The 23,312-nt window shown below is 43.7% G+C and carries 17 protein-coding genes; 3 read left to right on the top strand and 14 right to left on the bottom strand.

Annotated features, from left to right (window positions below):
• Window positions 1–312 precede the first annotated feature (312 nt).
• From hemH to LZF95_RS18095, 4 genes are all read right to left on the bottom strand, one after another.
• Entirely contained in the window at window positions 313–1,353 is a 1,041-nt protein-coding gene (hemH, locus tag LZF95_RS18110; protein ID WP_233756439.1) for a ferrochelatase, read from the bottom strand.
• A 155-nt stretch (window positions 1,354–1,508) separates the two neighbouring features.
• On the bottom strand, window positions 1,509–2,006 hold the full coding sequence (locus tag LZF95_RS18105; RefSeq protein WP_233756438.1) for a DUF4168 domain-containing protein: 498 nt from the start codon (window positions 2,004–2,006) through the stop codon (window positions 1,509–1,511).
• 149 nt (window positions 2,007–2,155) lie between these two features.
• Complete coding sequence (locus LZF95_RS18100; RefSeq protein ID WP_233756437.1) at window positions 2,156–3,400, bottom strand: cation:proton antiporter; 1,245 nt, start codon at window positions 3,398–3,400, stop codon at window positions 2,156–2,158.
• 3 nt (window positions 3,401–3,403) lie between these two features.
• Window positions 3,404–4,231, bottom strand: coding sequence for a universal stress protein (locus LZF95_RS18095; protein WP_233756436.1), 828 nt, complete (start codon window positions 4,229–4,231; stop codon window positions 3,404–3,406).
• 426 nt (window positions 4,232–4,657) lie between these two features.
• Here LZF95_RS18095 and LZF95_RS18090 point away from each other — a divergent pair, with 426 nt between their 5' ends.
• Window positions 4,658–6,265, top strand: a complete 1,608-nt coding sequence (locus tag LZF95_RS18090) for a M14 family metallopeptidase (protein ID WP_233756435.1) — start codon at window positions 4,658–4,660, stop codon at window positions 6,263–6,265.
• Between the two features lie 39 nt (window positions 6,266–6,304).
• Window positions 6,305–8,011: a M14 family metallopeptidase gene (locus LZF95_RS18085; RefSeq protein WP_233756503.1), complete on the top strand. Its 1,707-nt coding sequence runs from the start codon at window positions 6,305–6,307 to the stop codon at window positions 8,009–8,011.
• An 84-nt stretch (window positions 8,012–8,095) separates the two neighbouring features.
• On the opposite strand, the gene LZF95_RS18080 is transcribed toward LZF95_RS18085, so the two are convergent.
• The 9 genes from LZF95_RS18080 to LZF95_RS18040 all read right to left on the bottom strand — a co-directional run bounded on the left by LZF95_RS18080 (window position 8,096) and on the right by LZF95_RS18040 (window position 21,385).
• Window positions 8,096–9,607 carry a flotillin family protein gene (locus tag LZF95_RS18080; RefSeq protein ID WP_233756434.1) on the bottom strand — a complete coding sequence of 504 codons (1,512 nt, stop codon included), beginning with the start codon at window positions 9,605–9,607 and terminating at the stop codon, window positions 8,096–8,098.
• Window positions 9,608–9,619: 12 nt separating this feature from the next.
• Window positions 9,620–10,186, bottom strand: coding sequence for an NfeD family protein (locus LZF95_RS18075; protein ID WP_233756433.1), 567 nt, complete (start codon window positions 10,184–10,186; stop codon window positions 9,620–9,622).
• Window positions 10,187–10,396: 210 nt separating this feature from the next.
• Entirely contained in the window at window positions 10,397–10,948 is a 552-nt protein-coding gene (locus tag LZF95_RS18070) for a lipocalin family protein (protein WP_233756432.1), read from the bottom strand.
• Between the two features lie 11 nt (window positions 10,949–10,959).
• On the bottom strand, window positions 10,960–11,742 hold the full coding sequence (locus tag LZF95_RS18065; RefSeq protein WP_233756431.1) for a hypothetical protein: 783 nt from the start codon (window positions 11,740–11,742) through the stop codon (window positions 10,960–10,962).
• Window positions 11,743–11,882: 140 nt separating this feature from the next.
• Entirely contained in the window at window positions 11,883–13,274 is a 1,392-nt protein-coding gene (locus LZF95_RS18060) for a mercuric reductase (RefSeq protein WP_233756430.1), read from the bottom strand.
• Between the two features lie 121 nt (window positions 13,275–13,395).
• Window positions 13,396–13,977 (bottom strand): hypothetical protein, encoded by a 582-nt coding sequence (locus tag LZF95_RS18055; protein ID WP_233756429.1) that lies wholly within the window; start codon window positions 13,975–13,977, stop codon window positions 13,396–13,398.
• A gap of 138 nt (window positions 13,978–14,115) precedes the next feature.
• Window positions 14,116–17,049, bottom strand: a complete 2,934-nt coding sequence (locus LZF95_RS18050; RefSeq protein WP_233756428.1) for a prolyl oligopeptidase family serine peptidase — start codon at window positions 17,047–17,049, stop codon at window positions 14,116–14,118.
• Window positions 17,050–17,530: 481 nt separating this feature from the next.
• Window positions 17,531–19,237: an amidohydrolase gene (locus LZF95_RS18045; protein ID WP_233756427.1), complete on the bottom strand. Its 1,707-nt coding sequence runs from the start codon at window positions 19,235–19,237 to the stop codon at window positions 17,531–17,533.
• A gap of 63 nt (window positions 19,238–19,300) precedes the next feature.
• Window positions 19,301–21,385: a T9SS type A sorting domain-containing protein gene (locus LZF95_RS18040; protein ID WP_233756426.1), complete on the bottom strand. Its 2,085-nt coding sequence runs from the start codon at window positions 21,383–21,385 to the stop codon at window positions 19,301–19,303.
• A 93-nt stretch (window positions 21,386–21,478) separates the two neighbouring features.
• Between LZF95_RS18040 and murF the strand changes: the two genes are divergently transcribed.
• Window positions 21,479–22,774 (top strand): UDP-N-acetylmuramoyl-tripeptide--D-alanyl-D-alanine ligase, encoded by a 1,296-nt coding sequence (murF, locus tag LZF95_RS18035; protein ID WP_233756425.1) that lies wholly within the window; start codon window positions 21,479–21,481, stop codon window positions 22,772–22,774.
• 32 nt (window positions 22,775–22,806) lie between these two features.
• Here murF and LZF95_RS18030 read toward each other — a convergent pair whose 3' ends face one another.
• Window positions 22,807–23,196 (bottom strand): PIN domain-containing protein, encoded by a 390-nt coding sequence (locus LZF95_RS18030; protein WP_368670789.1) that lies wholly within the window; start codon window positions 23,194–23,196, stop codon window positions 22,807–22,809.
• Between the last annotated feature and the right edge of the window lie 116 nt (window positions 23,197–23,312).

Here is a 23,312-nt window from a genome sequence, read left to right as displayed (position 1 = left end):
AAATTGGATGAATAAGGAGTGTAAAGTTGAATCGGCAGCTGAGGAGAATGAATTCAACCGCAAAGGACACGGAGGTTTTCGCAGAGAGCGCAATTGAATATAATCCGAGAATTCGGTTCAAGTTGAGATTAGTTGAGTCTCATGACCTGCCTGACCGATAGGCCCGCCTCCCGGAGGGCAGGCAGGCTTGGACTTAAATTATCGCAGTCTTCAGACTGCTTTATGTTTTGAATATAAAAGTCCAGCTTCTAGAGAAGCAGGACAACCATGTTCTCCGTGTAAAACTCTGCACTCCCCGCAGTTAAAAAACGCTTATTGAATAGTGCCAGAATGCTCCAAGACCATCTCCTTCACGCATTCCACCCAAGTGTCCTCCGAGTTCAGGCTAGGCACCAAGTCCCATTCTTCTCCGCCCGCTTCCAAAAACTTATCTCGGTATTCTCCCGCTACTTCCACCGTAGTTTCCAGGCAATCAGCAACAAATGCCGGGGAAAAGGCAAGTACTTTCTTCACTCCCTGAGCCGCCAACTCATCGATCACTTCATCGGTGTAAGGCTTCACCCAAGGGTCTTTCCCAAGCCTTGACTGGAAGCAGTTTACCGCTTTATCTTCTGGAATACCCAGCTTCTCACAGATCAGGCGTGTGGTTTGAAAACACTGTGCACGATAGCAATAGTGGTTTTTAGCCCCATATTTATTGCAGCAAGCACCTAGTTGGCAATAGCCATCCACTGAGCCTTTTAGAATCTGTCGCTCGGGAAGTCCGTGGTATGAGAAAAGGATTTTATCGTACGCTTTTATGTCCAGCATGGCCCGACCTCTTTCTGCCCAGGCTTCCACAAATAGGGGATGCTCTATAAAATTGCTGATAAATGAAATGTCCGGAATGATCTGCCATCCTCTTACAATTTCCATCACTTTGTCTTGGACGGAGCCAGTGGAGGCAGAAGCGTATTGAGGGAAAAGTGGCAAGACGATGATTTTGGTTACATGGGCTTTTCTCAGTTTCTCCAGTCCCGCCTCGATAGATGGGCTTTGGTAGCGCATTGCGATTGCCACTTGGTACTGCTTGGAATCCAACTTCTGGATCAGCTTATCTCTTAGATCTTCTGTATGAAAAAGTAAGGGTGAACCACGATCTGTCCAGAGCTTCCGGTATTCATGGGCTGATTTTGGGGCGCGAAAAGGGGCGATAATAAGGTTGATCAGCAGCCATCTATTGATATAAGGGATGTCTATGACACGGCCATCCATTAGGAACTCGCGAAGGTATTTTCTTACATCTCCGGTGGAGGTGCTGTCTGGAGTTCCCAGATTCACTAGCAAAATGCCGGTTTTTCCGGTTTTAGTCATGAGTGCTTTGTTGTAAGGATTTCCTATTGAGAACCCAAAAGTAGCGTTTTGGTTCTGTTTTTCTCCATTGAAAAGACCAAATCCTCATTGAAAGTTTCAACCAAAAAAAGCCCGGCTTTCACCAGGCTTTAGTTGAATTGTTTCTATTATACATCTCAGGTGTCCTCAGATATCAGCTTATCTACTTTTTGTTTTACCTCAGGATTGATGTTGTAAGCCATATATATTGCTTCAAACTTTTCCGTGGACATCTTGTTATCGTCGATTACTTTCTCGATTTCTCCTTGGAGATTTTCCTGTAGTTTCATGATCTTTTGTCCTGCCGCATTGAATTTCTCCAATTCTTTTGGGTCTTGGGATACTTCTTGTAGTTTCCCACCCTGCTGTGCCTGGGCCAGCTCTTGGAATCGTGGTACTTCCATGCCTTCTTTCTCAATAGTACTGATCATATCCGTCTGGATATCCTCCTGCAGAGGCATGATCTCTTTATTGATTTTTACAAAGGTTTCAATCTCCTCATCAGAGAACTCTTCCTGCGTGCCTTGCTGCACATTAGGAGGAAGAGTTTGTTGTTGTGCTACTGCAATATTGGCCATTACAAAAGCAGCCACGAATGCCAATGAGAATAGTTTTAATGTCTTTAGCTTGTTCATGTGGTTGTTGATTTGGTTTATATTTGTGCTAACCTAACGAACCAATGAACATTCTCATAATTTAAATCCTATTTTTTCTTGTTTTTAACCTGTTTTAACAAGTGGGTTGGATGATTCTATCCTATATTGTAATTATTCAAGGAATTACTTTAAAGGCTTTTATACATGGTGTCTTTGAGTGCCCATTTCATAAGCGGTCCACTTGTCATGGAGGTCACGAGTGCCATGACCACCAAGGCCACAAAAAGCTTTTCATCGATCAGTCCATTTTCCAGGGCTATAATACCCAGGATAATTTCCATAGCTCCCCGGGCATTCATCCCAAATCCTACCGCAAGGGCATCCTTAAACTTATATCCTGATCTATAGGCTCCAAAGCCACTCCCGACGATCTTTCCAGCAAATGAAATAGCCAGAATGGCCAATATTAGGAAGATATTGAAATTGGCAGCAAAGTCAATTTTGAGACCAATTGACACAAAGAACAGCGGGGCAAAGATATTGTTGATAAACTGGTGAATGATTTCCTTGGCTTTTTCTGATAGATGATCCGAGTCTCCCAATGCCACTCCGAAAATGAAGGCGCCAAATATTGCGTGAATTCCCAGCCATTCTGTAAAGGCCGCTGCCAGGAAGCAAAAGGCCATTGAAAGGGATAAAAGCCCTCCAGGCCAGGCAAGTTTTTTATTGATCCAAGGCAAAACCCGGTTGATCAACGCCTTACCCAAGGTGAGCATAAAGGCCGTAAAGAGCAATGTGATCCCAATGGTGTTGAAAAGAGAAAGATTGGCGGTTTGTCCCATAAAGGACAGAATAACCGAGAAAATCAGCCAGCCAATAATATCATTCACCATGGCTCCGGCCACTATCACCATTCCCATTTTGGTCTTGAACAGGTTCATGTCCATGAGTATCCTTACCACTACCGGAAGTGCGGTAATCGACATGGCAGTCCCCATAAACAAGGAGAACAGCAGTCGATTGCCCTCGCCCAAGCCGAAAAACTGGGAAAAGAAGTAAGGGAATATAAATCCTAGAATAAACGGTATGACCAGTCCCAATAAGCTTATTGCTAAAGCGGACTTTCCTTGAGACCACACCAGATGGAGTTCCACCTCCAATCCTGCCACAAACAGCAACAATATTACCGCCATTTGCACGATACCGTCCAGTGCAAGATTTGAGGCGGGATTACTCTGAAACAAAAACTCGAAGACCTCCGGGCCAAAATGGCCAAGTATAGTCGGCCCTAAAATAACTCCTGCCAGAATCTCACCGACCACCGAGGGTTGGTTAAACTTCTGGGCTATTTCAGCAAATACCCTGGCCAGCAGCAGCATGCTGGCAAGCTGAAGGAGCAAATTGATGACATCCTTGTGCGCTAAGCTTTCCATGCCTTATTTAATTATGAGAAGATTACAAGGAAGTTCTGTCAGGACTTCTTCGAGATCATGGGGGAATAGCCTATCTATAAATGTATGGCTATCCGAATTGCCCATAATCAACAGGTCGGCATTTATTGATTCACAATATCTGACTAATTCCACAGCCCATTTGCCCGCGGTGACCTTTATATTTATTCTCAGTCCGGTTTGATCCAGACCATCTAATATTTCCTGGACGTACTTGATTTCTTCCTGAACAAGTTTTCTCCGGGTGTTGGAGACTTCGTCCTCAGATCCCTCCGAAGCTGTCGCCATTCTCAAGCCATAAAGTTTTATTTCATTTAGGATATGCACTTGTGAGGTCTCCTCAATTTGGCAGAATTTAAGCCCTTGTTCTATCACTCTGGGAGTCACTTCCAGCTGCGTGCCATTGATTACTACTTTAGAGAATTTATTAGGTGTTATCTGAGGATTGATCAGTGTCAGAACCGAACATGGAGACTTTCGGATTACTTTTCTCCCTACAGAACCCATGTAATAGGTCAGCATCTTCTCCCGCTTCAGGGCGCCGGCCACCAGTAGATCAGCGTCTTCTTCCCTGCAGGCCTGTACGATCATTTTTACTGGCTTTCCTTCCTTCCAGATGAGTTTGGTTTTAAGTTTATCCAAACCGGCGTTTACAATGATTTCATCAAGTTTCATTTCCAGCTCTTCGGTCTTTTTTCCTATGTGTATTAGGATCAACTCCGAGCCAAAAAGTTGGACAAGTCGCTTGGTTTCAGAAATCAAAGCTTCCATCCTAGGGGAAAAAGCTATGGCTAGTGCTACTTTATTATACATATTGAAAAGGTAATGCTGTTAAATAAGCGAATTTTCCCCATCTGTCCAACATCTCTTTCTATTCCCCGCTTATCCTGATCAATTTCCATTCACTTCTTATTTGATCTTTCTGGAAAATGAAAGCTCATTTTCTCCCTTTTTTTGTTAAAATTTAGATGTCGGTTTTCTTAAAACCCATCATTCAGAAACTATAACCCAAGAGATTTATGAAATCGAGCCTGCCAACCGGACAGGGAGACATGAAGATGATCAAAACGTAGAGTGATGATTATCAAGTGAGATCATGGCCTGCCCCGACCATTCGGGTGGACCTTGGAAAGACAAATTACAAACATATGAAATCAAGCATGTCGCAGACGACACACAGAGAGATGATTATCTACTATGCGAGATTCCATGTTACCTATAAAAATCAAAAATAAACACATGAAAAAAACATTACTCAGTTGGTTGCTGGCAGGAGGGATAGGGATTGCGCTGCCTTCTTATGCGCAGTCAGATTATCCCACTCTTCAGCAGCTCGATCAGCGTCTTCAGCAGGTAGCCTCTCATGGCTCAGCAGAACTTACCTCACTTACCAAAACGGAAGGAGGGAAAGATATCTGGGTGCTGAAGGTAGGTTCAGGTAAGCTGGACGAAAAACCCGCAATAGCGGTTGTAGGGGGAGTGGAAGGCTATGAGGTTTTAAGCGTGGAGCTTGCTGTTCAGTTTGCCGAAAAGCTGATAGCAGATCATCTAGATGCACTAGCGGCCAGTACTTTTTACATTTTTCCAAATATGTCTCCAGATGCATATGGGCAATATCATGCTGCGCTGAAATATGAGCGAAGAGGAAATGCCGCCTCTATAGACCATGATCGTGACGGTACGCCGGGAGGAAGTGGCTACACAGATCTGAATGGAGACGGATTCATCACCATGATGCGGATAGAGGATTCTATGGGGGACTATATCCTATCTAAGGAAGATGAGAGAGTGCTTGTGAAAGCCGACAAATCGAAAGGTGAGGCAGGAAAATATTTGCTGTATAAGGAATCCAAAGATGATGACAAAGACGGGGAGTTTGCGGAAGATCTGAAAGAAGGAATTGCCTTCAACAAATCCCTGACCTATAAATTCCCCGTCTTTGAACCTTTGGCCGGGGATATGCCAGTGACACAGAAGGAGTCCAGGGCTATGCTGGATTATCTGTTCGATCAGTGGAATATTTTTGCCTTTGTCACATTTTCCCCCGCCAACAATCTGTCCTCCCCGCTTAAGTACAACGCCGGCAATGCAGGGAAGCGGGTGGTAACATCTATTTTGGAGAAAGACCAAGCCATCAATGCGATGGTTTCTGAAGTTTACAAAGAGACAGTGGATCAAAAAGCCTATCATCAGGATAATCAAGGTACTGACGGTGATTTCTTTCAGTGGGCATATTTTCATTTTGCGAGATTGAGCTTCAGTACCCCTGGCTATTGGATCCCGGAATTCAAGGATTCGACAGGAAAGGGGAAGTCAACAGCTGAAGTGAATTTCTTAGCCTGGGCAGATTCTCTTGGTAGATCGGATGTATTTGTCCCATGGGCTGAGATTCAGCACCCTGATTTTCCTGGAAAAAAAGTTGAAGTAGGTGGAATCAAGCCATTTGTGATGAGTAATCCTCCTTATGAAAAAGTGGATGAGATAGCTGGTCAGCATACTGAGTTTATCCTAAAGCTGGCGGCGATGCAGCCAAAGCTAGAGCTTCATAATCTAAAGACAGAGTCCTTGGGCAATGGACTGACCCGGATCACGATGGATTTATTCAATAATTCCCCAATACCTACGCATTCGGAGATGGGTGAAAGATCCAGATGGCTTCGCAAAATCAGAATAGATATAGATGCTGATCCTAAAAACATTGTTTCGGGAAATAAAATCGAACTGATGAATTCCATAGGAGCGTATGAGAAAACCAGTCTAAGCTGGATCATAAAAGGAGGAGGAAATGTAACGGTAAAGGCAGGTGCTTCACACACCGGATTCACTTCCCAAACTATAAAACTCTAAGCCATGAAAAAGATCAGACCAATAAAATCACTTCTTGCAATGGCTGTTTGTGCATTTTGCCTGAGCAGTAATCATGCAGATGCGCAAGAGAAATTTTTCCGCGCCGTAGGTACCCCTCACAACCCTAAAGTGGAAATAGCCTTCAACCGGTACTATACCTATGAGGGACTGGTGGAGAATATGAAAAAGATTGCAGCAGCACATCCTAATCTTGCCAAGTTGGAATCTATCGGTAAGTCTTACGAGGGACGTGATATCATGACGCTGACTATCACGGACTTTTCTACAGGAAAAGATACTGACAAGCCGGGAATGTGGATTGATGGGAACATACATTCCAATGAAGTACAGGGAGGGGAGTTCTCGCTATATGGAGCTTGGTATCTTACAGAAATGTTCGCTGATAATGAATTCATCCGGCAACTTCTTAAGGATAAATCGTTTTACATTACCCCTACCATTAATCCAGACGCTAGAAACAACTATTTTCTAGAGCCAAATACCGCACATTCCCCGAGGTCAGGCATGATGATCCTGGACAATGATGGTGATGGAGTGGCCGGTGAAGATATGATGGACGATCTGGATGGAGACGGTCACATCACCATGATGATCAGAAAGTCGCCTACAGGGCGCTATATCAAAGATCCACAAGACCCGCGGAAATTGATTATGGTAGCTGCTGACAAAGTAGGTGAATACGAAATGCTGGGACAGGAGGGTACTGATGGTGACGGAGATGGTCGTGTAAATGATGACGGAATAGGCTATTATGATCCAAACAGGGATTGGGGATGGAACTGGCAGCCTGACTACATCCAGCGTGGGGCATTGAAGTACCCTTTTACACTGCCGGAAAACCGTTCGGTAATGGAGTTCGTAATGAAACATCCGAATATCGCCGGAGCCCAGAGTTTTCATAATTCAGGAGGGATGATCCTGCGGGGGCCGGGTGCGGAAGAGGACGTGAATACTTATAACCGTGACGATATCAGAATCTATGATGCACTAGGACGTAAAGGAGAGGAAATGATTCCCGGGTATCGGTATTTGACCGTTTACAAAGATCTTTACTCCGTCTTCGGAGGTGAACTGGATTGGTTTTATGGAGTGAGGGGGGTATTTACCTTTTCCAATGAATTGATGGTTCCGTATCTGTACTTTAATAAAGAATCCGGAGGTCAGAATGAACAGTTCAGTGTAGATGAGCTACTGACCATGGGGGATGCCTTTGTAAACTGGAAGGAGTTTGAACACCCACAGTTTGGAACAGTAGAAATCGGTGGTTTTAAAAAGAACTTTGGACGTTTGCATCCCGGGTTCCTACTGGAGCAGGATGCACATAGAAACACCGCTTTTACGATCTATCATGCTTATCATACTCCAAAATTATCAGTTATGGATGTGAAGGAGGAAGAGCTGGGTGGAGGTTTGAAATCCATTACCGCTACCATATTCAATGAGCGGCTAATGCCTACTCATGCTAGTCAGGATCTAAAGTATAAAATAGAAAGACCTGATTATGTCACTATCTCGGGAGTAAAAGTACTTGCGGGGTTTGTGGTTGAAGACGAAGATTTCAACAAAGTCAAGGAGCAGAAGAACTCACCTGAAAAAATCGCTGTGGATAACATCCCTGGGATGACTGGTGTAAAAGTGAGGTGGGTTGTGTCCTCAGGAGCTGATTATTCCATCACCGTGGACTCCGCAAAAGGAGGCAAAGCAAGTTGGAAGAAAAATAAATGAAGGTTGACAATTTAACATAACTCTTACCAAATAGAGGCCGATTTTTTTAATCTGGCCTCTATTTTTTTGACTGGTAGGTTGCTGTTACTCTTCAGATTTCGGCTCCTCTTTGGTTTGGGACGGCTCTTCTAAGTCATCTCCTTTCAGGTAAGTAGGCAGATTCAAGCCCGCCATGTTGAACAATTCATTTAGAGGGGGAACTGTCTTCATCATTCCGGAGACAAAATTAGCTGTGGAGCCGTTTCCGTTTTCACTCTGACCCGAATCCCAAACTGTGATCTTATCGATCTTGATGTTTTTCACCGCTTCCACTTGGGTTTTTACCAGTTCAGGCAGTTTTTCAATCAAGAGTAATTGGAATGCTTTGGTAGGGTCTCCGCCCGCAGCACTAACAACTTTCCGGTAGCCTTCCGCTTGTTTGGTCAATATTTCAAAAAGCCCTTTTGCCTCAGCTTCCATCTTTGCATAGATCGCATCAGCCTCACCTTTTGCCTGTTCTCTGATACGTTCAGCCTCTGCTTGAGCATCGATGATTGCCCGTTGTTTTGCAATCTCCGCAGGTATCACCACGTTGGCATTTTGAGTGGAACGTTCTCTTTCCGCTCTGGCCGTTTCTGCTTTTTGCTCCGCTAGATAGGCTTCTTCTAGAGCCCTTGCACTTTGGACTTTTTCAGAAGCAAGCGCTATCCTCAAAGCCTCTGCTTCTTTTTCTCTACGTTGTGCATCCGATTGGGCAATGGAGATTTTGGCTTCATTTTCCCCTTTGATGGCAATGGCATTTGCCTCCGATGTTTTTACACGAGTGTCCCGTTGCGCTTCTGCTTTACCGATACTCTCGTCTTTTACTGCCTCCGCAATACTTACTTCCCGGTTTTTATTGGTTATCGCTATTTTTACATCGCGGTCACGCTGGGTGTCTGCGATCTGCACGTCTTTTTCCCGATCTGCAAGGGCTTTTCCCGTTTCACCGATTTTCTCTTGCTCAGCTACCGAGATTTTTGCCTCGTTGATTGCCTTTGCGGCAGCTTCTTTCCCAAGAGCCTCGATGTACCCCGATTCGTCTTTGATATCCGTTACGTTGACGTTTATCAGTTTCAATCCGATTTTCTTCAGTTCGCTATCCACGTTCTTGGAGATACTTTCAAGAAATTTATCCCTGTCAGAGTTGATTTCTTCAATGGTCATCGTGGCAATAACCAAACGCAACTGACCAAAAAGAATGTCTTTTGAAAGCTCCTGTATTTGCTCGTGGGCCAAGCCTAGTAAACGCTCAGCAGCGGTGTTCATCGTGTCAGTGTCTGTAGAAATAGCAATAGTGAATCTACAGGGCACGTCCACCCTAATATTCTGACGGCTTAGTGCATTGGTCAGATTAGCTTCGATGGAAATCGGTTTCAAATCCAGATAAGCATAATCCTGAATAACAGGCCAGATGAATGCTCCTCCTCCATGAATACATCTGGCTGAGGTACCACCTGTTTTTCCATAGACGACAAGTATTTTGTCAGAAGGACAGCGCTTATAACGGGAGACAAGTGCCAGTATAGTCACGAAGACAACAACTGTCGCAACGACAATAAGAATTAATGGATCCATAAAAGAATTGGTTTAAAGCTTTTCTACGATGAGGATATTGCCACTTTCTACCCGTAAGATCCTTACGGTAGCATTTGTTTCTATTTTGTTTTTTTCGGTCATGGCATCAAGTTCGCGCACAGAACCATTCAGGCTTACCATGATTTTTCCCTTACCTTGCATATTGCCGGGGATGGCCAGATAGACATCAGCAATTTTATTCAATGTTTTTTCCAGGCGAAAAGTGTTGTCTTCTCCCAGCTTTTGAATTTGCTTAATTATCAGAAAAAAGGAGTAAACAAAAGCAAATCCGATGACCAAACTGATTAGCAGGATTAGGGGGTAATTAGGGATGATCGTGTAGAAAGAAATCCCTGCCCAGCTGAACCCAAGCAAGAAATTGATCAGGTTGCGCAAAGAGAAAAGCTGGAAAGGAGCTTCAGCACCATCCAAATCTCCATCAAAATCAGCTTCGATGCCGTCTGAGCCTCCAGATCCTACAAATGTCAAGATCGTCTGGAGTACGAAAACCAATGAAACAGGTATAGCGATATACCAGAAAAGCTTGAGTTGAGGATCCAATCCATCCAAAAATTCCATGTCGATATAGGTTATAGCCGTCTTAACTAGGCTCAAAATATCAAAAAAACTTTAATTACTTACTTTCTGTTTTGGAATAAATCAGGGGTATTTAAAGGTGCCTAAGCTAAATTCTCAATTGCTCAATGATTTGGTGAACCAAAATATCTAGGTAGGATTTAGGCGGGAATAAAAAATCCCGGAGATTTAATTTCCGGGATTTCAACTTGTTTAGGATACAGTTTGAATTGTTTTTTCGAGTTTGCTGATATCAAAGCCTTTTTCAGCGGAACTTTCGAGAAGTTGATGATAAAGATTTCCATCCATTTCTGGAGTCCTCGAAAGAACCCACAAATATTTTCGGTTCGGATGGCCTACTACTGCGTATGAATAATCTTTAGCTAATTCAATGACCCAGTATTTTCCTTTAAAGGGCCAGAAAAACTGTACATTCAGTTTGGCATTTCCAGACCCATCTTCTACAAAAGCCTTGGCCTTGGCAGTTTTAGTTTTGCCTTTAGCTGGCAGATAACATGTATTTTCTACCTGGATAGTGCCGTCTTCATTGGCAGTATAAATTGCTTTTGTGGAGGTACAGCCCTTTTGAAAGGATTGGGGAATGGAGGCAATCTCATACCATTCACCCACATACTTCTCCAGATCTACATAGGGTACGGTTTCCAGATCTTGTGCTTTGCTTGATTGGGACAACAGCAAAATACCCGCGGCAGTTAGGATTGGCATTGCCAGTGCAAATTTTTCAGAATTGTTTAAAGTTCTCATGTAAGGTTGGTTTAGTTAAGTTTAAATGGTGCGGTTTTTCTATTTAAGTAGCCATGGTAGCCGGCAGCAAGGAACAGGATGATTGCTCCACCAAGTGCTGTCCATTGTAAAGCGGGAATACTTCCCCAATGCCTTACTGCGATAGCAACCAAAGCCCAAATTCCCACGGAAGCGAATTCCCTGAGGTTTCTTGTCGCTATCATAAAGAGATTCAGGAGCACAGCTACTACAATCATCACAATCGTCCAGGTGATTTCATCAGCATAACCCCAGCCTGTTTTAGCCAGATAGGCGGAAATGTTCGCAATGGTGGCTACGGCGATCCAGCCACTGTAAAGTGCAATGGGCCACCAGAGCCAGAATATTATAGGACGGGGAGCATTCCATCTTTCCATGTTGGTATTGAGTATTACGATAACCAATGAGGCTAGTATCCCCAGCATGACAATCACACTGATGCCTGTATTTTCCATGAGCCACATATATAGCCACAGTCCGTTGCATATGTTCGCCATGATCAAATATGGGCCGATTTGGGTCAGAAAATCTGAGTCTTTGGATGGGTTGAAGGCTCTGATAATGAAGAATACAGCCTGAACCATGAGTGAGAGAAAGATCAGTCCCCATATAGAAAAGGCATAGCCTGCAGGAGTAAATAGATTTTGATATTCCTCACTGAGCGAGCTCACGGTATTTCCATTCAGCCCTTTAGCATTTACCCAATAGTTCCAGCAAATAACCGCAAGCAAAACTATCAGGTTGATGATGGAGTAGATTTTATGCGATGCTTTCATGGGTTTATATTTTGATTTTATCGGTCACATTCCTGTTCCGATCCTGTCTGACGTCATGCATGCTGGTTTGAGGAGGAACTCTTTTGATCGACAGCATTTCTGGGGCTACAGTTTGTTAGACCCTCAGTCGGTATTGTAAATTACTCTTCTAATGGCTTCAGCTGCTGGAGAAGAGTGGGGATAAGTTCGGTCACTGTAGGATGTGTCTGCACTGAATTCATAAGGGTTTTATAGCTGATTTTTCCATACATCGCTGTCAGAAAACTTCCGATGATTTCATCCCCTCCCGTTCCCAAAACCGCTGCTCCCATAATCTGTTCTGAATCCGCATCCACAATGACCTCCATCTTTCCATAGGTTTCTCCCTTCTCCTTTGCCCGGGAGATCTCCCCCATTGGCATGCTTGCAAACAGGAGTTTCTTGCCTGATGCCTTGGCTTGCTCTAGAGTCATGCCCGCCCGTCCCAGCGGGGGATCGATGTAAAGCGCATAGTTGGTGATCCGGTCTTTTAATGTTCTTTTCTTTTCTCCGAAAAGCTGATCCTGCACAATCTCAAAGTCATTGTAAGATGTATGCGTAAATGCTCCTTTTCCATTGCAATCTCCCAGAGCAAAGATCCCCTCTACATTCGTTTCAAGTTTGGGATTCACCTCTATATATCCTCTTTTATCCAACTGAAGGCCTGCTTTTTCAGAGTTTAACAAATCTGAATTGGGCGTTCTTCCTGTGGCAATCAGCAAGTGCGAGCCACTTATTTTCTTCTCAGAATCTTCTCGTTGAAAAGTGACAGTTACGCCTCCGGATTTTGAATTTTTTCCCAGGAGACATTTAGCACCACAGATGACCTTGATGTTTTCCTTTTCTAAAATCCCTCTGACCAACTCAGAAGTATCCTGATCTTCTCTGGATATCAGATAGTTTCCCATTTCCAGTACGGTCACCTTCGAACCAAACCTTTTAAAAATCTGCGCAAATTCCAGACCTATGTAGCTTCCGCCTATGATGATCAGGTGATCCGGGATTTTGTCAAGCTGTAAAATGGTCGAATTTGTCAGGTATTCCATTGCTTCAAATCCCTCTGGAATCCGTGTCCTGGCACCTACGTTAATGAAAATTTTGGAAGATTTTAATACTCTGGAACCTACCTTCAAGCTGATCCTGTCCATGAATGTGGCTGTTCCGCGGATCAGGGTAATTTGGGGGGAATCGGTAAGGGATTTTTTAATTCCAAGCCTGGATGCACTGACCAGCTTATCTTTCCTTAGCCGGATGGCTTTAAGATCCACTTTGGGCGGTTTGGGTAATTGGATTCCCAAATTTGGCGCGTTGGAAATTGCCCAGGCGGCTCTTGCGCTTGCTACATAAGCTTTGGTAGGAGTGCATCCGGTATTGACGCAGGTTCCCCCTACTGCTGCCTTTTCCACCACAGCGACTTTCCATTTTTCATTGGCCAAAGCAAAGGCAAGCGGATTTCCTGCTTGTCCGGCTCCTATTATTATTGCGTCAAAAGTTTCTGTTTTCTGTTTAGGCATGGCCAAAAAGTTTTATGCTTGAACTTCATTTTTATAGAAGTTACAAACTGAAAGTCAAATAAAAAAGGAAGTTTGCTATTCCAGATCCCCTGCGGTTAGCGGTTAATAGAGTAATCTTGACTTAAATCTTCGAATCCACCCATTTGCTGACATTTCCATGGAACTCGTTAATTGCTTTGGTATGGAAATACGGGTAGATGATTTTGTCGCGAAACATGGACCCACTCCTATAGAAGGTCTTATGGGAAACATAGGTTTTTCCATCTGGTAAAGATTTGAAAGTGATAAACTGCGAACCTTCGGATTTTGAGTTTTCCAGATAACAGATTCGGATCAATCTTTTCTTCCTGTTTATTTCTTTGACTTCGTGGCCTACCTGCAATTTGATAGCTCCCTTGAATACATGGAGGTTTAAGATAAGGACTTGTCCTTGTCCCATTCCCCCGGTATATACCTGACCTGGGAAAACCTCTTCTTCTGTAGCCCTATTGTACAATCTATGAAAATGGATCATTTTCCCACTCCATGCTTTTTCGGGTGAAATGGAGACATAGGCATCCCAAACAGTGTCTAAGTCAGCATCATAGGTATAGGTCTCTAAATGCTTATGATAGCTGGGGTCATCGTCCTGATAACAAATTGAAGATAGCTTGGTAAAATCAAATTCTGAGTTGATATTTTTTTCTCCGGAGGTTTCTGACATGTTTTTAATTATCCGCTTTTAGGCAATTTTGGTTTAAAGAAAGCGAAAGTGTGGCTTATCACAAACATGATGATGATGAGAGGTGAAATTGATCCACCTCTTCACAAAAAAGAGGAGCCTTTTACAGCTCCTCCCGCGTTAGAATTTTCTCATTTCCAGATGTTCATCCAGGTCTAAGCGGTTTATTCCCTTGGACATCCAGTCGGGTGCTTCTAGGCCTTTCAGATGATGGTCAAAGAATTCCATCATTCTTACCGAATAATCTTTGCGGTTTTCGAGTTTACCTAGTCCATGGTTTTCTCCTTTGTATTGTACCAGGATCACCGGCTTTTTCAGCCTTCTTAAGGCAGAATAATATTCAATCCCTTGCGTGAAATCCACGGCTCCGTCCTTGTCATTGTGAAGCATGAGAAGGGGGGTTTTTACATTTTTGACATGATACACCGGGCTATTCCGCTCATAAGCTTCCCAGTTTTCCCATGGCCCGCCAGTAAACCTTCCCTGAGAAGCTTCGAAGATAGACATGTTTCCTCCTCCGGAATTCCAATAGATCAGGTCATACATGGAGATCATATTCGTCAATGGCGCCCCTGCTGCTGCGGCTTTGAACATATCGGTCTGTGTGATCAGGAATGAGGTTTGGTAACCTCCCCAAGAATGTCCGTGTATTCCTATGTTATTTTCGTCGATGATGCCTGTTGCTATAGCTGCTTTGACAGCCGGAATGACACACCATACCGCTGACATGCCCGGATCATCCATGGTATAGACGATGTCTGGAATGAAAACCGCATAGCCATTGCTGGTATATAAATTGGGATTCCAGCCGGTACCACTAAAGCCAGGGTTAGACCAGCTGTGTCGTGTCTGAGATAGTTTTTCGTAGTAATATACTACGGTCGGATATTTTTTACCCTCCTTGTAGTTTGCAGGAAGAAACAATGCTCCTTGAAGTGTATCGCCTTTGTCAGAGACATAATCAACCAATCGGGTACCTGATGACCATGAGAATTTACCCGCCTCAGGGGCATTTTTCGTGATTTTCTGTGGAGAAGAAAGTGTGGCATCGGTTACATAAGTTTGGTCAGGTGTGTTGAAATCTTCTTTGTGGAAGAAATAAACCGAAGCTTTTTTTGCCTTTCGAAGATTGCCGATGGCTGCATCTTCCCATATCAGAGGAGCGGCTCCTGGCTTTAACCCATTTTTAGCAGGATTGATTTGGGAAATCCCGCTCTTTTTGGTCCATTCCCCATATGTTCTGAAATATTGGGGTTTATTGAGGTCTATCCCTTTTTCATCCGGATCCAGTGAGAATCTATACTGGTATCTGATTTTATCCGTTCTTCCGTTTTGGGTAAGATTTACAGCTTTTGTTTTACCTGTTACCGGGATCTGCCAGATATCCCATCCATCCCGTACCAGCACATATTGACTATCACTGCTCCAGCCTAGAGAGCTTTGAAGTGGTTTTTTCACATTATGATCATCTTCTTCATTGACGAATGTTACTGGTAGGTCGCCGGTGAGGTTAGTTTCCTGACCGCTGGCAATGTCATACGCATAGTAGTTTCCGTCTTTTCCATAAATCAGCTTGCTGCCATCGGGTGAGCTACGTGGGTAGGAGGTGTAGCCAGGAAGATAAAAGTTGGTAAAGAGTGTTTTTTTCTCACCGGTTTTCAGATCTACAATATAAAAGTCACGATAGTTCTGTCCGTCAAGGTTGTTTTGCAATTCATAGGATTGATTGTCTGAACCTATTGCATATTTCTGTTTGTCGAGAATACTTAGATCCCGCATGCTGCTATCCTGAAGCTGGATATGCTTGCCCGCAGCTACATCATACATTGCATAAAAGCTGTAGTTTTTGTCTTGGTTTTCCAGAACTTGCTGACGTGACTGAAGTCGGCTGTCGTTCCAGTGCCAGATGGTCATGTCAGGTTTGTCGGCATCGTTTTCCTTCTTGGATACTTTTCCGGAATCTAATTTGGAAAGTGCTTTTTTCAGGTCTGCCACTGAAGTCAGGGAAGTATCAGACATGATCTTTTTGATAGCTTCTGACTCGGCGGCTGCCACTGAGTCCTTATCCAGTTCTTTCTTTATTTCCTCCTTTTTGGCCAATACCAAAGGATGGATCCCGTAAAATAGCCTTGTTAAATCTTCAGACCACATCGGACGTCGATTTGGACTAATGGTATATTCTTTTGAAAAACCTGTAGAATCGGCGGCAGGATCATACACAGTAACTGCTGGAGAAGTTAGGTTTTTAACTCCTACCAATTTCCCTTGATCCTGCTTGTATTTTTTGTCTTTGACCAGTTTCAAGGCTGCAAAGGCATCACCTTTTTCTGTCCAGCTGATGGATTTGTAAGAAGCCTTATCAGAGTCCAGCACAGAAGTGCTGTTGTTGGTCAAGTCCAATAAGTAAATGCCATTACCCGTTTGGTTGGCAGCATCCACGGAATAGGTCAGGTATTTTCCGCTTTTATTGAAGGAAAACTCAGCTACATTTCCGATGTTTTGTGCCTTTTTAGAGGCAAGATGGTAAATCAGAAGGTCAGAGCCCTTGGCATCCCCACCTCCATCTTTGGTCAGGTTGATTGCCAAGACTGATGAGGCCTCTCCGTTAAATGAAAAATTGCTGACATTTTCAAAGGTCTTCTTGTCTTCTTTGTCGTCTGAGCCAAGTTTGATCAAGGTAACCTTGTCGTGAAGAGGCTTGCCTTTTGATTTTTTATTGGCTTCTTTTTCCTTGAAGGTAGGATGCTCCTTGAATGCGATCCACTTACTGTCCTCGCTGAATGCGATGGAAGGATAGTTGGTGAAACCGATTTTGAACGTTTGTGTGGAATCCGGGTCATTGACGTATTGGAGGATAATTTCTCCATCGTCTTCCAGCGTGACCATTCCATAGGCGATCCATTTTCCGTCAGGGGAAATGTTGAATGTGCCGCCCTGCATATATTTCCAAGTGGGGATGTCCTTCCATGTAATGGGTTTCGGGGTTTCTTCCTGAGCTATCGCCACGCTGGACAATAGGCAAAAAAGCCATAAAAAGGTAAAGTGTTGTTTCATCTGCTGAAAATTTGAGTTTTAACTGTCATTAATGCCTGTCTCCGGACGGGGAATCTCACGCTGTATATATTCGTCCCAGCTTTTAAATTGATTTCTTCAGATTTGAAAATAGGGAAAAATAATGAGTCTGAGGGTTAAAATGGGTTTACGGGTATTGAAATAAGGTGTAGTTAGAATTTTTAACGGTGTGCGGACTGTAGGCATCCACCCTTTGGGTTTTTTAATGCTACTTTCCGCTTTTATGTTGCAGGGATGTCGGCCCGCTTGGATTGATAATTATCAGTTTCGGTAGCCTGCCTTATGTGCTCATAGGAGCTATATCTTTGTAGATAATTGACAGGAAAGTAATTGGTGCGGCTCCGTATGAGCGACACAACTTAATTTGACCTGCTTTCGTCTTGGCTTAACTGACCACTGACCACTGACCACTGACCACTGACCACTGACCACTGACCACTGACCACTGACCATTGACCACTGATTACTTCTTACTATACACCACTTTTCCGCCTACCACCGTCATAGCGACTTTGGTCTCTAAAATTTCGTCTTCTGGTATTTCCATGATATTCCTGTCGAATATGGTGAAATCAGCTGCTTTGCCTACTTCAATTGATCCCTTAAAATCCTCTTCAAACTCCGCATAGGCACCATCCAAAGTATAAGCCTTTAATGCCTCTTCCCTTGTCATTTTCTGATCTCCTTCGTAGCCTCCCTCTGGCAGTCCTTGTAAGGTTTTGCGGGTCACAGAAGCATAAAATGACGGGATAGGATCCACTGGCTCTACTGGCGCATCCGTTCCATTAGTAACCACGGCTCCAGTTTGCATCAGTTTCTGCCATACATAGGCACCGTCAATAATCCTTTTCTCACCCAATCTATCTATTGCCCAGGGTCTATCCGAACTCAGATGGATAGCCTGCATGGCTGCTATTACACCTAATTCCCCAAATCTAGGGATATCATCTGGGTGGATATGCTGGGCATGTTCTATGCGGAATCTTAGGTTTTCAGCATCCGGGAAGCTCTCAAAAGCAGCTTCATACCGATCAAGAATCTCTTGGTTGGCCCTATCGCCGATGGCATGGGAGCAAACCTGAAAGCCTGTGGGAATGGCTTTTTCGGATACTTCAGAAACAACCGACATAGGTAAAGTCTCATGGCCTCTATGTCCTGGACGATCTGAATAATCTTCCAGAAGCCAGGCACCACGGGAACCAAGTGCGCCATCACAGTTGAGTTTGATCGAACGTACTGTCAGTAAGTGATCCGCAGTATCGATCATTGGGCCTTTTTGATACCATTCCTCCAAAAGAGCGGGCTGCGTACCTGTCAGCATCACATATTGGCGGACGGTAAGCTTGCCTTCATTTTTGAATTTCTGAATCAAATCAATCACATTCTGCCCGCTTCCGGCATCGTGGAAACTTGTAATGCCTTTTTCGTTAAGTTCCTGTAGAGCCAGCGTAAGTGCCTGCTCTGCTCTTTCAGGAGTCTCAGCAGGGATCAATTTGGCTACCAGCCCAGCTGCTTTTTCGGAAAGAATTCCAGTCGGATTTCCCAATTCATCCAGAATGATTTCCCCTCCCTCAACCTCACCGGGTCTTTCACCTTTTAAGTTGATGATTCCGGCCAGTTCCAGCGCTTTTCCATTGGCAAAAGCGGCATGGCCACTCGCATGGGACAGATAAACAGGGTTGTCGGGGGATACTTCATTCAGTTGATCATTGGTCTGAAATCCTTTCACCATCTTTTCTGGTTTCTCGATCCATTTGTCCTGATGCCAGCCGCGTCCTGTGATCCATTCTCCTGGCTTAGCCTTGGCGATGGCTTCTTCTACTTTTTCTACCAATTCCTCGTATGATTTTACATACATCAGATCCAGTTCCAGTTTGTTATAGCCGATCCCCATCAGGTGAGCGTGTGATTCAATAATGCCCGGGGTCATGGTTTTGCCTTGAAGGTCGATCACTTCTGTATTTTCAGTCTTGTGTATTTCGATTTCTTCGGCAGTTCCGACGGCTAGTATCATTCCGTTTTTCACGGCGACAGCTTGAGCTTTGGGTTGGGTATCATTTACGGTGTAAATAATGCCATTGGTGAAAATTAGATCTGCTGGTTCGCCCTTCTCTGAAGAGCAGGAAATGAGGAAAAGCCCCAGAATCCCTAGTAGGTAAAATGCTTTCATGGATTTATAGTTCTGTCCAGAAAGCTACGTTTTTTTAAAGAAGGAGGGAAGCCGATCCTGTAATTACCTGACCCAGAACTTCCCTGACTTGGTGGCCTTACCTTCAAAATCAAAAACCAAAATATATAGGCCGGGAGGTAAAAGGCCAACTTGAAGTTCTACTTCGGTATTAGCGGGTACAGAGAGATCAGTCAGCAAAACCTGTCCCATGGCATTGATCATCTGTACATTGGCTGAAGCGTTTGTGATAATTTTGAGAGGGCTTTCCGTTGGATTAGGATAGAGTTTAAACTGGTATTCCCCATCTGGAATCGGATCTGAATTGTCCGAACTGAGGTAGATCAAGCCTCCCCCTCTAGTGCCTAGAATTAAATCAGGGGATCCTCCCAGTGGAGCCTCGACTAGAGTAATCCAAGTGTCTCTCCCTAGTTTGGTAGGCAGGTTTCTATTACCGATTTTTACCAATATATCCTGAGAGATAGATGAATTCATAAAATCTTCAATTTTCCTGAGTAGGCCGTTTTGATCTATTGCATAGAGGTTTGGATTTGGGAGGTTTTCTACTGCCACCGCTAGATTTCTATTGGCAGGATTATCGGTGAAACCTAAGAAATCTGATTGAATAAGGGCTGCAGAATAGTCCTCAAAATCGAAACGGTAAAGATCCAGGCCTCCATTTTGCGCAGCTACCAGAAGGTAGTCTTGCTGCTGATAATTGAAAAACTGCAAGAAATCCCCACGTCTCGGCGTATATCCGGGGAAAACAAGGGGAGGCTCCCCCATATCGTTCAGATCATAAATTACCTGGGTAGGAATGCTTTCATTGTAATCAATGCCTGAGGCTAATACATGCAGTTCCCCCTTTTGATCTCTGAAGTGTATGTACTGGGCATCAACCAGATTAAGCTGGGAAAGATTGATATATTCACCTTCAGTAAGCGTAAACTCTCCGTTGAATACCTGAAACCTTGAGCGCTGGGATTTTATTTGACCATTTTCCAGCACATTGGCAGTGACTAGAAGCTCTCCATTAAGCTTATTCCCAAGGAAAATAGGTCGTGCGTTTTCTCCCAGATCGATCATCTGATCTTGTAAAAAAGTAGTGTTGGATCTGCCCTCGGAATCGATTCTTACGATAGACCTTTCAAAATCAATGGAATAATTCACTGCTGGTTCACTGGTGTTGAGCGAGACAATCAAATCATCCTCCAAAACCTTTCCAATATGGAAAATGGGAAATTTGGGCAACTCGCCAAACCCTGGCAGTTCGTTGCTGGATGTGGTGAAGATTGGCGTTTCGTTTGTGCCGGAATTGGGGAGGAAATATAGAATGTCGCACTCATCCCGACCGAGCAAAAGGTCATTGATGCCATCATGATCCAAGTCCTGATATAGGAGGGAGTGTCCCCCGGCATGAAGTATTTTGCCGTTTTCGTCATAAAGTTTCCTGCCGTTTAGATCCTGGCCCAGGCATGTTTTTCCAAAAGAAATCTCCCCACAGCCGCAAAATTCAAAATTGCCCCAGTGGGTGATGGCAAATGCAAATCCATCAATATCAGCAGTACCTTTCCGCTCTATACTGGTGTTTTTATAAAACTCCATGTAATCCCCTCCGGCAAAATTGAAAATCACTAAATCCAAGTCTCCATCCCCATCTAGGTCTTGAATCAAAGGGGTGTCCAGGTTATTGGTTTGGATATTACCTGAACCATCTAGTTTCAGGAAGTCCTGGGCAATTTCCCAGGAAATCTGAGATCCATTTGATGTGTTTCTGTAGGCTTTGATTCCTAGGGCAGTGGAGGTAAAAATGTCCTTCTTGCCATCTCGGTCAAAATCTGCCAAAACCAAAAAACCACTGATATCGCCTGGAAAATAATAACTGAGCTCTGGAAGGTGTGTGAAGGTTTCACCTTCTTTTTTGAAAACCAGCAGTTGTCGGGAATTGATGTCCCAAGTCACCCATTCTTCTATCCCATCTGCCGTGAGATCAATGGTCTGGAATTGAGCGGAATTGATTCCCCCAGCGAAGGGAGAAGAAAGTTTTTGTCGGTTTATTTCCACCTGGGGAGCTTGATCTAGTCGATAGATTTCCTGTGCATTCAGTTGGAAATTGATAAGTAGAAAAGTGATAATAAAGAATACTCTCATGAATGGGGAAAGGGAAAGTCAAAAATTAAACGTAAGTCGCACTTCAAAGATGTGAATGATTCCTTTATTTTGGGATTAATTTCTTGAGAAACGATGAATATCTCCATATTATATACCCTTTTCAAAAATAGTACAGGAGCCTGTACAGATACCCGCAAGATCGAAAAGGGCAATCTGTTTTTTGCCCTCAAGGGACCAAATTTTGATGCGAACGCATTTGCCCCACAAGCGTTGGAAATGGGCGCTTCAGCCGTGGTGGTCGATGATGTCAAGTGTTTTGTGGAGGACGATGAGCGCTATTTTTTGGCAGAGGATGCTTTGAAGATGCTTCAGGATCTGGCCAATTATCATCGCAGGAATTTAACAATTCCGATCATAGGCTTGACCGGATCAAATGGGAAAACGACCACCAAGGAATTGATGAAGGCTGTATTGAGCAAGAAATTCAAAACCGCAGCGACTGTTGGGAATCTGAATAACCACATAGGCTTGCCGTTGACTTTGTTGGCCATAGGAGATGAAGCTGAAATCGCAATCGTGGAAATGGGAGCCAATAAGCCGGGAGACATCGCTGAGCTTTGCGTAATAGCTGAACCTACTCACGGAGTGATCACCAATATTGGCCGGGCTCATCTGGAAGGTATGGGCGGGCCGGAAGGTGTGCTAAGGACGAAGACTGAATTGTTTCAGTTTTTGAAAGAGAGTGGAGGGAAGGTTTTTATCAATTCCCAGGATCCTATTCTGTCCAACTTGAGCAAGAGGTTTGAAAATCCCATTCTTTATCCCGCAGCGGGGGACTTTTGTGAGGTGACTTTTCAGGAAGCCAATCCCTTTGTGAAGTTTTCAGCAGAAGAAAGTGAGGAGGTATATCTAAGTCACTTAATTGGGGCGTACAATTTCGGGAATATTGCGGCTGCACTTACGGTTGGGAAGTTTTTTGGGGTGGAGATGCGGAAGGCTGTTCAGGCTATAGTAGATTATAAACCAGCCAATATGCGGTCTCAATTGATTGAGAAGCGTAGCAATCTGATTATTTTGGATGCATATAATGCCAATCCATCCAGTATGGAAGTAGCTATCCGGACTTTTGGACAGATGACCGGGAAAAAGCACAAGATGTTGATTCTGGGGGATATGTTTGAATTGGGAAAGCATGCGGAGGCTGAGCATGCCAGGCTGGGAGAAATCATCAGTGAATATGAAATAGATAAAGTTTGTTTTACAGGAAACCTGATTGTCTCAGCTCTTACCAAAGCGCCAAAGGCCTTGTATTTTCCGGATCCATTTTCCTTCAGAAATTGGCTTGCTGACAGTAAACTGGAGGATTATCTGATCCTGATCAAAGGCAGCAGAGGTATGAAGCTGGAAGGCTTGGTGGATTTTATTTGAAAATGACTTTCTGGAAATTGAATTTCTCGTGATTATTTAAAAAGTTGGAGAAAAGTTTCAGGAGTATATACGGGAAGAGTAGATGATTTATAGTCTTTTGTATTCCTTGTAATGATAGCCTCAATGGCTGGATTTTGAATTGCGGTTTCGAATTGAATTCCATCTTCAAAGTCTGTAAATCCATTTCGGAAGGCATTTCTTATTTCGGTATCCCCAACAGAAAGAATCTGGCAATATTCCAAAATCTGAAGTATAGACTTTATTGCTATTTCTTTCCCGATTTCTTTTCTAGCAATGTAAAATGAATTAGAAATCATGAGACTTGAAAGGAAGATTGAAATATCTCCATTTACAGCCAAAAGAAAAACCGCACTTGATTTTTCCGAAAATGGATCCCTAGTTAATAACGTAGAGACTGTAATCTAAACTCTGTCTAAGACTTTGAAAATTAGTTAAAGTTTTTAAGATAGAGCAGTATGAAAGAACAAGAATCAGCATTCAAGAAAAAAGTATTAAAACAGTTTTTGTCAGGAGAGAA

Source organism: Algoriphagus sp. AGSA1 (genome assembly GCF_021390545.1).
Classification (GTDB): Bacteria; Bacteroidota; Bacteroidia; order Cytophagales; family Cyclobacteriaceae; genus Algoriphagus.
This window is presented reverse-complemented; position numbering and strand designations above follow the sequence as displayed.

Bases quoted from the DNA above. Each gene is read 5' to 3' on its own strand.
- LZF95_RS18100 (WP_233756437.1), bottom strand. From the start codon at position 3,400: ATGGAAAGCTTAGCGCACAAGGATGTCATCAATTTGCTCCTTCAGCTT.
- LZF95_RS18105 (WP_233756438.1), bottom strand. From the start codon at position 2,006: ATGAACAAGCTAAAGACATTAAAACTATTCTCATTGGCATTCGTGGCT.
- LZF95_RS18090 (WP_233756435.1), top strand. From the start codon at position 4,658: ATGAAAAAAACATTACTCAGTTGGTTGCTGGCAGGAGGGATAGGGATT.
- murF (WP_233756425.1), top strand. From the start codon at position 21,479: ATGAATATCTCCATATTATATACCCTTTTCAAAAATAGTACAGGAGCC.
- hemH (WP_233756439.1), bottom strand. From the start codon at position 1,353: ATGACTAAAACCGGAAAAACCGGCATTTTGCTAGTGAATCTGGGAACT.
- LZF95_RS18045 (WP_233756427.1), bottom strand. From the start codon at position 19,237: ATGAAAGCATTTTACCTACTAGGGATTCTGGGGCTTTTCCTCATTTCC.
- LZF95_RS18085 (WP_233756503.1), top strand. From the start codon at position 6,305: ATGGCTGTTTGTGCATTTTGCCTGAGCAGTAATCATGCAGATGCGCAA.
- LZF95_RS18095 (WP_233756436.1), bottom strand. From the start codon at position 4,231: ATGTATAATAAAGTAGCACTAGCCATAGCTTTTTCCCCTAGGATGGAA.
- LZF95_RS18050 (WP_233756428.1), bottom strand. From the start codon at position 17,049: ATGAAACAACACTTTACCTTTTTATGGCTTTTTTGCCTATTGTCCAGC.
- LZF95_RS18040 (WP_233756426.1), bottom strand. From the start codon at position 21,385: ATGAGAGTATTCTTTATTATCACTTTTCTACTTATCAATTTCCAACTG.
- LZF95_RS18065 (WP_233756431.1), bottom strand. From the start codon at position 11,742: ATGAAAGCATCGCATAAAATCTACTCCATCATCAACCTGATAGTTTTG.
- LZF95_RS18080 (WP_233756434.1), bottom strand. From the start codon at position 9,607: ATGGATCCATTAATTCTTATTGTCGTTGCGACAGTTGTTGTCTTCGTG.
- LZF95_RS18060 (WP_233756430.1), bottom strand. From the start codon at position 13,274: ATGCCTAAACAGAAAACAGAAACTTTTGACGCAATAATAATAGGAGCC.
- LZF95_RS18070 (WP_233756432.1), bottom strand. From the start codon at position 10,948: ATGAGAACTTTAAACAATTCTGAAAAATTTGCACTGGCAATGCCAATC.
- LZF95_RS18075 (WP_233756433.1), bottom strand. From the start codon at position 10,186: ATGGAATTTTTGGATGGATTGGATCCTCAACTCAAGCTTTTCTGGTAT.
- LZF95_RS18055 (WP_233756429.1), bottom strand. From the start codon at position 13,977: ATGTCAGAAACCTCCGGAGAAAAAAATATCAACTCAGAATTTGATTTT.